Annotated in this window: 10 protein-coding genes and 1 tRNA gene; 10 read left to right on the forward strand and 1 reads right to left on the reverse strand. The window is 54.5% G+C overall.

Annotation, left to right across the window (positions count from 1 at the left end):
- The first annotated feature begins 27 nt into the window (after positions 1–27).
- From ACFY9W_RS08490 to ACFY9W_RS08500, 3 genes are all read left to right on the forward strand, one after another.
- The gene (locus ACFY9W_RS08490) at positions 28–720 is read left to right on the forward strand and encodes an ABC transporter permease (protein ID WP_105947365.1); all 693 of its coding nucleotides are present in this window, start codon (positions 28–30) and stop codon (positions 718–720) included.
- The gene (locus tag ACFY9W_RS08495) at positions 720–1,409 is read left to right on the forward strand and encodes an ABC transporter permease (RefSeq protein WP_016497592.1); all 690 of its coding nucleotides are present in this window, start codon (positions 720–722) and stop codon (positions 1,407–1,409) included. Before ACFY9W_RS08490 ends, ACFY9W_RS08495 begins: the two co-directional genes overlap by 1 nt.
- A gap of 142 nt (positions 1,410–1,551) precedes the next feature.
- Complete coding sequence (locus ACFY9W_RS08500; protein ID WP_391128368.1) at positions 1,552–2,757, forward strand: methyltransferase; 1,206 nt, start codon at positions 1,552–1,554, stop codon at positions 2,755–2,757.
- Positions 2,758–3,047: 290 nt separating this feature from the next.
- Here ACFY9W_RS08500 and ACFY9W_RS08505 read toward each other — a convergent pair whose 3' ends face one another.
- Positions 3,048–3,326, reverse strand: coding sequence for a DUF3077 domain-containing protein (locus ACFY9W_RS08505; RefSeq protein ID WP_391128371.1), 279 nt, complete (start codon positions 3,324–3,326; stop codon positions 3,048–3,050).
- A 570-nt stretch (positions 3,327–3,896) separates the two neighbouring features.
- Between ACFY9W_RS08505 and ACFY9W_RS08510 the strand changes: the two genes are divergently transcribed.
- The 7 genes from ACFY9W_RS08510 (at position 3,897) to ACFY9W_RS08540 (ending at position 11,590) form a co-directional block, all read left to right on the forward strand.
- Entirely contained in the window at positions 3,897–4,145 is a 249-nt protein-coding gene (locus ACFY9W_RS08510; protein WP_391128374.1) for a hypothetical protein, read from the forward strand.
- A 98-nt stretch (positions 4,146–4,243) separates the two neighbouring features.
- Positions 4,244–4,319, forward strand: a tRNA-Thr gene (locus ACFY9W_RS08515).
- A 164-nt stretch (positions 4,320–4,483) separates the two neighbouring features.
- A complete protein-coding gene (locus ACFY9W_RS08520) occupies positions 4,484–5,812 on the forward strand; it encodes an integrase arm-type DNA-binding domain-containing protein (protein ID WP_350298378.1) in 1,329 nt (442 codons plus the stop codon).
- A 1,188-nt stretch (positions 5,813–7,000) separates the two neighbouring features.
- Positions 7,001–7,168 carry a hypothetical protein gene (locus ACFY9W_RS08525; RefSeq protein WP_174141966.1) on the forward strand — a complete coding sequence of 56 codons (168 nt, stop codon included), beginning with the start codon at positions 7,001–7,003 and terminating at the stop codon, positions 7,166–7,168.
- A gap of 9 nt (positions 7,169–7,177) precedes the next feature.
- Positions 7,178–8,842 (forward strand): anti-phage dCTP deaminase, encoded by a 1,665-nt coding sequence (locus tag ACFY9W_RS08530; protein ID WP_391128379.1) that lies wholly within the window; start codon positions 7,178–7,180, stop codon positions 8,840–8,842.
- Positions 8,843–9,581: 739 nt separating this feature from the next.
- Positions 9,582–9,890: a hypothetical protein gene (locus ACFY9W_RS08535; protein ID WP_120715286.1), complete on the forward strand. Its 309-nt coding sequence runs from the start codon at positions 9,582–9,584 to the stop codon at positions 9,888–9,890.
- Between the two features lie 332 nt (positions 9,891–10,222).
- A complete protein-coding gene (locus tag ACFY9W_RS08540; protein ID WP_391128383.1) occupies positions 10,223–11,590 on the forward strand; it encodes a hypothetical protein in 1,368 nt (455 codons plus the stop codon).
- Positions 11,591–12,195: the final 605 nt, after the last annotated feature.

Below are 12,195 nucleotides of genomic sequence, written 5' to 3' on the forward strand. Positions count from 1 at the left end.
CGCGCCTGTCCCTAGAATGACCTGCCCATGAATATCGACCTGCACGGATTCGGTCCGGCCATGATGGCCGGCACCCTGATGACCGTAAAACTGGCGCTTTGCGCCTTGCTGCTGGGGCTGGTGCTGGGCCTGCTCGGCGCCCTGGCCAAGACCTCCCCGATCAAGCCGCTGCAATGGCTTGGCGGCTTCTACTCAACCCTGGTTCGCGGCGTGCCCGAACTGCTGTGGGTTCTGCTTATCTATTTCGGCACCGTCGGGTTGATGAACGCCCTCGGCGAGGCCCTGAACATGCCGGGCCTCGAACTGAGCGCCTTCGCGGCGGGCGTGATCGCCCTTGGCCTGTGCTTTGGCGCCTACGCCACCGAAGTGTTCCGTGGCGCCATCCTGGCAATCCCCAAGGGCCACCGTGAGGCCGGCCTGGCACTGGGCCTGTCCAAGGGCCGCATCCTGTCGCGGATCATTTTGCCGCAGATGTGGCGCATCGCCCTGCCCGGCCTTGGCAACCTGTTCATGATCCTGATGAAGGACACCGCGCTGGTGTCGGTAATCGGCCTGGAAGAAATCATGCGCCACGCGCAAATCGGCGTGACCGTGACCAAAGAACCGTTCACCTTCTACATGGTGGCGGCCTGCATCTACCTGAGCCTGACCGTCATCGCCATGACCGGCATGCACTTCATGGAAAAACGCGCCGCTCGCGGCTTTGCGAGGGCCGAATAATGAATTGGGAAGTCATCTTCAAATGGCTGCCACGCCTGGCCGAGGGCGCAGTGCTGACCCTGGAGCTGGTGGCCATTGCGGTGGTTGCCGGTTTGATCCTGGCCATTCCGTTGGGCATCGCCCGCTCCTCGCGCCACTGGTACGTGCGTGCGGTGCCGTTCAGCTACATCTTCTTCTTCCGCGGCACGCCGCTGCTGGTGCAGCTGTTCCTGGTGTACTACGGCCTGGCGCAGTTCGATGCCGTGCGATCCAGCTCGCTGTGGCCGTACCTGCGCGACCCGTTCTGGTGCACCGTGCTGACCATGACCCTGCACACCGCCGCCTACATCGCCGAAATTTTGCGCGGTGCGCTGCAATCGATCCCCAAAGGCGAGATCGAGGCGGCACGTGCGCTGGGCATGTCGCGGGGCAAGGCACTGTTCTACATCATGCTGCCCCGTGCTGCCCGTATCGGCCTGCCGGCGTACAGCAACGAAGTGATCCTGATGCTCAAGGCCAGCGCCCTGGCCAGTACCGTGACCCTGCTGGAACTGACCGGCATGGCCCGTACCATCATCGCCCGCACCTACCTGCCGGTGGAGATCTTCTTTGCTGCCGGGGTGTTCTACCTGGTGATCTCGTTCCTGCTGGTGCAGGGCTTCAAGCTGCTGGAGCGCTGGTTGCGCGTGGACGCCTGCCAGGGTCGCTGATCGCTCACTGACTGCTTCGCGGGCACGTCGGATCGCCGCACCGCCGCTCCCACAAGTACAGCGCCAGCCTTGAATGTGGCGCTATACCTGTGGGAGCGGGCGTGCCCGCGAAGAGGCCCTCAAAACCTACACACATCTACCCATGGCCAACTACCTCCACAGCCACCAGATAAGTACCCGCTTCCAGGCCCTCGACCAGTTCCTGATCGAGCACCAACAGCTGTGGAAACCCCGCCCCTTCACCACCTTGCAACTGGGCTGGGAAACCATACACCCCGAGCTCGCCGCCCACCTGCGCCAGTGCTCCCTGGCAGATGCAGAACACCCCGACGCTGCCGATTTGTTGCCGGCCCCGTTCCCGCAACTGGCCCGGCAAGCCGAAGAGCTATCCGCCCTCGGAAACCTCCCGGCAACCGACCTGCCCCCCGCCGCCCACCGCCTGGACGTAGCGGTCCCCGGCCGCAAATGGCAGCAGATCGAAGCCTTCGCCAGCCACCTGGCCTTCCGCGCCGCGCCCCATCACTGGCTGGACTGGTGCTCCGGCAAAGGCCACCTCGGCCGCCGCCTGCTGCAACCCGGCCAGCAACTGACCTGCCTGGAGTACGACGCCGAGCTGGTCGCCGCCGGCCAGGCCCTGAGCGCCCACCATCACTTGCCAGCGCAGCACGTGCACCAGGATGTGATGGCCAGCGACAGCGCCCGCCACCTGACTGGTGAGAAAAGCGTGGTTGCCCTGCACGCCTGTGGCGATCTGCATGTACGCCTGATGCAACTGGCCAGCCAGCAAGGCTGCCGGCAACTGGCCGTAGCCCCCTGCTGCTACAACCGCATCGCTGTGCAGCAATACCAGCCGCTATCCACAGCTGCGTTGGCTTCCAGCCTGCAACTGTCGCTGGACGACCTGGGCCTGCCCCTCAGTGAAACCGTCACAGCCGGTGCCCGCGTACGACGCCAGCGTGATACCTCAATGGCACGGCGCCTGGGCTTCGACCTGCTGCAACGCCAGCAGCGCCAGAGCGGCGAATACCTGCCAACCCCATCGCTGCCGGTAGCCTGGCTGGAAAAGCCCTTCGAGCAGTACTGCCGCGACTTGGCCGAACTGAAGGAACTGCCACTGAACGGCAACCCGGATTGGGCAGCCCTGGAGGCTGCCGGCTGGCAACGCCTGGCCGAAGTGCGCAATCTGGAACGCGTGCGCAACCTGTTCCGTCGGCCTTTAGAATTGTGGCTGGTACTGGATCGCGCCTTGTTCCTCGAAGAACAAGGCTACAGCGTGCGCCTGGGCCTGTTTTGCGACTACCCACTGACCCCGCGCAACCTGCTCATCCTCGCCGAACGCGACCGTTAGCCGCAGCACAACCTGTGGATAACTCTGTGAACAAGCTTGTGATTACCTGTTGGATCCCAACGCTATTTCAAGCCCTGTTCTTATTCCTGCCTTCGCGTCAAGCCCAGTAAAAACAGGCGTTTGCGCAAAGACCAGCGGCGCAGCAATCCGGCATGCCTTTCGCGCAAGCTGTCAATGCCACTTGTGCATAAACATTTCTTGTGGTTGGCGCAAGAAGCCTTTTCACGATCGTTGTGGGAGCGGCCTTGCGTCGCGAAAGGGCTGCAAAGCAGCCCCGGCAATCTCACATTTCAATGCGATTTGTTCTTGGCAATCTCGATATCGTTCATCAACGCCTTGGCCATGTCGCACAGGTAGTCAGCCGCGCCGAGGAATTTATGGTCATCTTCCATATCCCCCTCGCGCACCAGGTGCTTTATATAGCCCATCAGGATCGAGACATGTTCGTAGGCAGCATCGACCGGGATGCCGGGCTCGACGCGCAGCAGATTGAGGGAGGGGTTACCGGCTGCGAGGAAGGTTTCTACGCCTGCGGTGGTGATTGGCTTATCCGAGTTGATCGTTTTCAATGCTGAAACTCCTATATTCCCAAAGGATTTGCCGCTTTCAGTCTTTCTCACCGGACTGAGAGGCGGCAACCGTGCACGGGGTGAGAAACCGAGTGAACATAGGAAGCCTCGGCCAGACCGAAATCTGCCCGCGCACGGTCGCCATTACGCAGCCGCTATATTCGTGAACGGGTTCTCACACCCGGTCGCCAGAGCGACCTGAAAACGTTATCCCTGAGCCATTTCCACGACAACAGCGATACTTCGGCGGCGCTCGTAGGATAGTTCCGAAGCGTCCAGAACCTGAAGCTTTTAGCCCCTGATTCAGGATTTTCGTACAGCAGATGGCCCTTTCGCGGGCACGCCCGCTCCCACAGAATTGCCACAAACCCGGAGACTGTGCGGTCGTTGTGGGAGCGGGCGTGCCCGCGAAGAGGCCCTATCAAGCAACACAAGGCTAATCCCCCACCCCGCAACCGTGTATCATCCCTCCCCCAAATCATTAAAAAGTGACGTCGCGCGCTGCCCGCCAGCCCCGCGGCCTTCTGGCGTTGCGCCAGAACCGACAATGGACCAACGGACCTGACCATCGTGACCCAAGCCAAACCCCTAGCCCTGCTGACCTTCGCCCTGGCCCTGACCGGCTGCGCCAGCGGCACCTCGCCCCACCCTAACAGCAACCTCGGCTGGAACCACCCCGGCATGCAACTGGGCGGCGACAACGGCCTGCCCCTGCGCACCGAAACCCCGTGCCGCAAGCGCGGCTGCGACAACGACAAGCTGTTCTTCAACCCAGGGAAAAGCGAGCCAAGCGTCACCACAATCCACCGTGGCTGGTAGGAAAATTCTCCTTTTAGGTCGGTGACTTAGGTCATTTGCGATCTTTTGCAAGGAAGTGGTTTACAGGCGCCAAACGATCGTTATAATGACGCCCCATTGCCGGTATAGCTCAGATGGTAGAGCAACTGACTTGTAATCAGTAGGTCCCGGGTTCGATTCCTGGTGCCGGCACCATATCCAGCTCCATCGCGTTCCACCGAATGCCTTGGAAGCCCCTAAAACCCGCCCTTTGGCGGGTTTTTTCGTTCCAGGACCCTCCGTCGGGATCCAACAAAATACCCCTTCCCCGGGGGTATTTTTGGGGTACAGCGTCTTGCCTGCATGGAGAACGTACCCTTATGCCACGTCTAGCCGTTCCTCTCAGTGACCTCAAATGCCGTACGGCGAAACCTCGCGAACGTGCCTACAAGCTATTCGACGGTGGCGGTATGTACCTCTTCGTGAAACCCAACGGCGTGAAAACGTGGCGATTGCGCTACTTCAAGCCCAGCGGCAAGGAAGGCACGCTGATCATCGGCAACTACCCCATCATCTCGCTGGCCGTCGCGAGGGCCAAGCGCGATGAAGCCAAGGCGCTGTTGATCGACAACCTCGACCCGATGGAAGAGAAGAAGAAAGCGAAGCTTGCTGCCCAACGAGCCTCCCTGCTTTTCCAAACAGTCGCCCTGGAGTGGCACGCCGAAATGTCGCGGCGCTGGACTGAAGGACACGCCAAGACCGTCATGAGTCGGTTGCGCACCCACGTCTTCCCTCTGATCGGCCAACGCCCCATCGCTGAGCTTGATACCCATGATCTGCTTGAGGTCACTCTGCGTATCAAAGAGCGCGGCACCATGGACGTTGCCCTGCGCGTGCAGAATTATCTCTCCACGATCATGCGGGGCGCGAAGCGGGCGCGGCAGATCAGCCAGAATCCGGCGCTCGATCTGGCAGGCTCGATTCATGCCCCGCGCACCGTGCACCGCCCTGCCCTCTCACTCAACCGCCTCCCCGAACTACTCAGCCGGATCGACAACTACAACGGCCGTGAGCTAACCAAGCTGGCGGTACTGCTGACGCTGCACGTGTTCGTGCGCTCCAGCGAACTGCGCTTTGCGCGCTGGGATGAGTTCGACCTGCAAAGGGCGATGTGGGAAATCCCGGACACCCGTAAGCCAATCGACGGCGTGCGCAATTCCACCCGTGGCACCAAGATGAGTGGAGACATACAGATGGTGCCGCTCTCTCCCCAAGTCATCGCGATTCTTGAACGGCTGCGCGGCTTGAGTCGCTTCTCCGAGCTGGTGCTGCCCGGTGACCACAAGTACTGGAAGCCAATGTCGGAGAACACGGTTAACCAGGTACTGCGCAACGTTGGCTATGACACATCCAAGGAAGTATGCGGGCATGGATTCAGGACCATGGCCTGTAGCGCCTTGCTGGAATCAGGGCTGTGGACAGACGCGGCTATTGAGCGGCAGATGAGCCACAAGGAACGCAATCGCGTGCGCGCCGCCTATATCCACAAGGCCGAATTTCTGGAGCAGCGTCGGCTGATCATGGCGTGGTGGAGCAATTACATCGATGCCAACAGATCGGGGCATGTGACTCCACATGAGTTCGCCCATCCAGTTGGCGACAACATCACCCCCTTGCCAAGTGGGCGTGGCGCATTCAATCGTCGATGAACCCTCCAGATCGCCTTTGGCCGCTCTTTAATTCGGGTCCATCCAAACAGGGCTGCAAAGCCGCCCTGTTTGGATGGACCTCGCTTTGCAAAGCTAAAAGCCGACATAAATCCTTTGGATACCACTGATTTCCACCGGTGGATAATTTCATGCACAGCCCCAGAGGCCATGTGGATTCGGGCGTTGACCAAAATTATCCACAGGCGTAGAACTGATCTTGCAACCGCTGCCTTAGGCAGCAACCCAGGTGACCCGAACCTTCAAGGTCACGCCGCTCTCGCGGTGGTTCTCCCCAAAGGCGATTCGCATCCGGCAGCTCGCACGGTCACTACCCATGTGATGGATGCTCTTACACATATAGCGCTCGTGCGCCGATACCCCGTACCTCGCTGCCCTGCAGCAACCTATCCGCTTGGCCGACTACTGCGCCAACCTGTGCCCGTCTCTTTCTGTGGAAAGAGACGGGCACTTCTAACACTGCTGCAGCCCTGATCGCACAAGGCTTTGCGGCATTCCCCCTCGTGACAATCGGCGTGACAAACGCCGATGTCACCAGCAACAGCCTTGTAGATGATGGTGCCGCAGACCAAGGAATGGACTGCACCTGACTGACAGTCAGGCATGCCCCTGTCATCGCATTGCTGCTTGCACCTGGCTCAGGATCTCGCGGCACTGGTCTCGTCAGCCAATGCAGCCTCCACCCGCCCACCGGTAACGGTGTTCAGGAGGCCAGATCATGAGATGCCCTTGCTCCCGGACGTAAGGAGCCGCCAGTCCCGCGTTAGAGGACATCCCCACAGGTCGCAGGGGCCTTGATCCCTGATAACACTCAGCATTCTTGGCGGGATGACGTGGGGAGGGTTTTGATGGCTTAGCCTCAAAGGAAGCTGATTCGTGACAATTACAAACAGTCGTGATGGGTGTATTCGATGGTGCAGGCCTATCTGGAGGCAACCATCCGTCAGGCGGACGTGATCTGACATTCATCTATGGTACCTTGCACGCCCTAAATCGCTCACATGCTTCTTGACAGCTTGGCGTATCCCGGTAGGCTAGCGCCTTGGTGCGCTAGCCTACCGGGATACGCCAAGCTAGAGTACAGAGGGATACCAACCAATTTTGCCTGCATGGTCTACCCTTACGCTAGAGTTATAAGCGGGTGAGCATTTTTACTAAGGATTATCGCCGATGAGAACTGAAGAACGCGTTGTAACGCCGGTCGCGAAGGGCGTTCGCAGTGATGAGCCGCGTAGCTCTGTAATCTTTTCGGATGCATTTGCTGAGCGAAAAAAGCAAAAAGAATACCAACATGCGATAGCTCAGATTGCCGAGCGCGCTAAGAAACTTGAGTGGTAGCGTAAACAAATGGCAACAGGGACCGTTCAAAGTATTGTTAAATCTGGCACAGCAAAAACCAACAACATCGACACAGATAAAGACTTAAAAGAAAAAATTAAGTCTCGCCGTACCAATGAGCTAGTTATTGGCGTATGCGGCGCCGTCGGGTGTAATCTGCAAGATGTTGTTTCTGAGCTTAAGGACCAATTTGGCGCCTTTTCCTACGAAGTGACTATTGTCAAAGTAAGCAGCCTTATCAAAGAGCTCGCTGCAAAGCACCATGATCTCTCAAGGATTGGTCCGGATATAGATTCAATCGAATCTCTGGATTTCTTTTCCCGCTACACAGCACTCCAAGACCTTGGCAATGCTATTCGTGACAAGTTCACAGATGACACTTTAGCAACACAAGCCATTAAGTTCATCTCAGCCAATCGCCAAGTGAAAATGAACGCGAGTGGCGATGCGGTCCCACCTCGTGCTGTGTATATTGTCGACCAACTTAAACATCCGGCTGAAGTTGAGCTATTCCGCCTTACCTACCGCAATGCTTTCTTCCTCGTAGGTGTGATGAGCCCTCAGAACGCTCGCTTGGAATATTTGCAATCGGAAGGATTGATCCCTGTCGAGGCGCAAAACCTAGTCGAGCGCGACCGGAAAGATAATGTAACTCACGGGCAACAGCTTGAAAAAACCATTCACAGATCAGATTTCTTTGTTAAACATAGCTTGAAAAGCTCTGGCAACATAACCAAACCGTGCAAACGGTTTGTTGGACTAGTCCATGGCGAAAATGGTATTACGCCTACTCGTGACGAAGCAGGTATGTATGCGGCTTACGCTGCCTCCTTAAAGTCAGCTTGTTTAAGCCGGCAAGTCGGTGCAGCAATTGCCAATGCTGCAGGCGATGTCATATCTGTAGGCTGGAACGATGTTCCCGCTGGTGGAGGCGGCCTCTATAACGAGGACTCTGAAAATGACCAGCGTTGTGTAGTGCACGGTAAAAAATGCTACAACGATGACACAAAGCAACGTCTAGCCAAGGATATTGTTGCTATACTCTCTAAGGCAAAAAGTAGCGAAAATAGCCCCGTCCGTAGCAGGCCAGAAAAAGATGAAGCTCTGCATGCTCTCATCCCAGTCACCACTGACACTGAAGAAAAGAAGGCTCTCCTTTCCTCAGTAGATGCATCACGGTTGGCCAAACAAATCCTGGAAATCACCGCACTAGGGTCAATCATCGAATATTCTCGCGCTATCCACGCAGAGATGGAAGCGATCCTGAATATCGCTCGAAGCGGAAAAAGCTCCACCCTCGGCTCCGTCATGTATACAACGACCTATCCCTGCCACAATTGCGCTCGGCATATCATTGCGTCCGGGATATCCCGCGTTGTTTATATTGAACCATACGAAAAAAGCCTAGCCATGAAATTGCACTCAGATGCGATTTCCATAGATGAATCATCCAGCGGAAAAGTCTTGTTCGAAAACTTCCAAGGTGTTTCACCTACTCGTTATACAACTCTATTCGCATTCAGCCATCGCCGAAAAGACAATAATGGCCAAGCTGTTCGAATTGTAGGTAAGGATGCCTCGCTTATTTCTCACGAATATCTTGATTCTTACCTTGATGTAGAGAGCAAGGTGGCTCTTAAGGGCCTAGAAGATAGCGGTGAAGCTCCCAATTGATGAAATAATGCAATTCCGTGAAACTATGACTCAGCAAAAGTCTTTCAGCGGATATTGACGACCACTTCAACAGCGCCGTTGCTTCTGTTCAGCTTCTGAGCAGAAGCACTCGGGCTGATCAGAATTAAAAATTCAGATGCTTGATGAGGAACGATCCATGCGCTTCATCGCCACTAGAAAACTCGAACGTGTAAAGGTTTTCTAATTTTCCCGATTCGATTCCACAGAAAGCCATAAATAGCTGATCTGTTTATAGATACGCTATGAGGTATATCGAAAATTCCAGTCCTGCGAAAACAGGGGTTATTCGCCTGAAAACCGTTCGTCTGGTGCCGCACCATGACTCAGCGAGAGAGGCTCACCGAAAGGTGAGCCTTTTTTGTTTGTTCTGTAGGTAACCACCCAGCATTTTTGGTTGACGGTTCCAGCAATCCTGATTAACCCGAGCGCAACACACTCGCCACACGTCCTACCCAACGGGTAGGGTCCTGCTTTTAGCAGGCGTGCAAAAGGCGAGTTTTTTTGCTCGGAACTTGACCATGGCGATGACCGCATCTGCTAAATCTACCGACGCCAAGCCCGAGAATCTGCCAAGCACCTACCGCCTCCGCCTCCAAGACCGCTCGCTGGAAATCAAAACGCATAATGGCAAAAAGATAGCCATCTAACAGACTCATTGGTTATCCTTCATTCATACTGGCGAGCACCCGCCTTGCCTGCACATGGACGAAAAACGCTGATGACTATCGAGAAACATGAGCTGACGGAGATGAACCAACTGCTGGAAGGCGGTATGAACATCTCGGAAATTGCCAGCAAATATCCCCGTTACGACTACTGGGAAATCTATGCAAACGTTAAGGACTACAGTTTGCTAGGAAAGAAACGGATTATCACAAACCGTCTGAATTCCCTTCGCGAATCGCCTACCAAAGCCGAACGTTCCGAGCTGATTGATGAAATCCAGACGCTGATCACAGAGATGTACGACCTGACCAAAAGCAATGGCAAGAAACTTGTAGAAATTAGCGAAATCCTCAACCGCTAATCCCGCAAGTATCTTCATCAAGTGCGTGACAGGGAAGCCATGTTCGGCGATTGGCTATTCAGGCACGATTGCGGCGCCCAATCAGATCAATTTGGTCGCCGCTCAGATCGGATCTAGGCGTGAGTAAAGTAATCGATATGGGGCTGCTCTTGAAAGGAGCACTCCCTGGACCACACGTATCGCCAAAATACCACTTGGGGCAGGCGATAACCATCGAGACTGGGGTCCCAGAGCAGGTCTAACAGAGAAGAATGTGGCTTGGTTCATGCCACACTCTGAATACTTTCAGACTTGTAGAAAGTAGAGTCATATCTAGATACAGGAATAATGCAATGAAATTCATTGACGATATTTTAGAGGCAATTTCTGGAAGCACAAGAACCAAGATTGAAGATCCATTTATCGGCGCTTTCATTGGCTCCTGGTTAATCTGCAACTGGGACAATTTAGCGCTGCTAGTTTGGGGTGAGGGAACCGCCACCGATCGAATTGCTGCGATTAACAAACATTATCAGGAATTGAAGATATTCGAATTAAATTCGCTTGTCGCAATTCCTCTGCTTATGACAACCCTGTTTATATTCGCCTTTCCTTGGGTGTCTTGGCTGTTAAAATCCGTATTGAAATATGCTAACGAACTTTTGCACGAGCAAGCGATAACGATAGAAATCAGTAAAGTTCAGCGGCAGGAATCTCTGAATAAGCAAAGGCTACTAGCAGATCCCGAAAAGAAATTTTTGGAAGAAAGCGTCAGTTTAGATATTCAGCGTAGGAGAGAGGTAATCGAACAACTTAAGCTCCGGACAGCTCGATTCAAGGAGAAGGCCGATGCAGCTGCATCCGCAGCCGCAGAAGCGAAAGCAGCATTAGACGCTGCCGCCGCCGCTGCGACGGAGGCGAGAAGCCGTGCGAATCAAGCTGATTTAGAAGAAGAGAAAAAGAAGATAAACGCGGAGCTTGAAAGGCAGCGTTTTGGTTTGGCGAGTGCTCAGTTAAAAGCAGCTCAAGCATCAAATCGCTTACCAGCAGCTTACGGTCTAATGCAAACAATCGAAGAGAGCCTCAATGACGATGAAATCTATTTATCTTTAAATGGACTTACTGCGATTGTAGCGATGATTTTTGGCTACAAGAGCTTCCAAGCTCTTGTGGATGACGAAAACTTCAATAACAAAACTTTGGCGCAAGTATCATACATTTACTACGATCGAGATGAGTTCGCATCAATTCTCGAAACCATTGTTCAAAACGAAGGTTCGAGAAACGAGGAGCTAGATGCCGAAGTATTATTCGATCACGTAATTTCAATGTTCGACAACCTTGACTTTAAGTTACTGCCAAAGGATGAGATTGAGGAGGTTTGCAGGGAAGCCTGCGAAAATATGAGGTATAGCTTATTAGACAGCGATGAACTGTCCGGCCCAATCGCTGACTCAGACACTCTTTATGACGAAGTTGAAATTGGTGACTTGGAAGATATTACGCTCGAAAATGGGCTGAGTGTTACCTTCTCTGGATCGGCGAGCGGAACTCATAGAAGGGAATATGATGTTTCCGGGCGGGATATTAAGTTCAGCATCGAGATAAAAAGCGCATTGATCGTCGGCACAACAGGATTAGGCGAACTTGAGCGCGGTGAAGTATCAGCTGAACTCGTTGACTATGATTACGAACCTGAAAACGAGACAGATGAGAGATAAATAGTCCGGTTAACTCTCAAGCGCCGGTGTATTGGAAATTCATTCTCCGGCGTCCCCCACCTCTTGCTAACGGGTAATAGTAGACTCTGGGCAGACTGAGAACAAGATCAAACGTATTCAGAACTCAGCAGAGCGTCAGTCAAAAGATCCAAAAAAATTCCGGTTCGATTCCACCGAAAGCCATAACTAGCTGATTCTTTTATAGATACTTTTTGAGGTACGTCGAAAAATCCACCGAATTCCAGTACCGCGAAAATTGGGACCTCACTGCCAACCACCGTTCGTCTGGTGCCGGCACCATTCAAGGTTCCATAGAAAGCTTTCAAAATCTCTGGAACCCCCGAAAAACCCGCCTTCTGGCGGGTTTTTTCGTTTTGGCGTTCCGTCGGATTCCGAGGGTAGCCAGCGCTAATAAGGGTACTTTTAAGGATACCTACCAATTCGACATTGGAAAGTACCCTTATGGCTCGCACAACGGTTCCCCTTACCGACAACGCCTGCCGCACCATACGCAGTACTCAAAAGGCTCACCGAAAGGTGGGCCTTTTTTGTTTACCCTCCCCCCGCAAAACCGCCCACCGCTCTTCGCCCCACCTAAGCCATAT

It is taken from the genome of Pseudomonas sp. NPDC008258, from assembly GCF_042956345.1.
In the GTDB taxonomy this organism is placed as follows: domain Bacteria; phylum Pseudomonadota; class Gammaproteobacteria; order Pseudomonadales; family Pseudomonadaceae; genus Aquipseudomonas.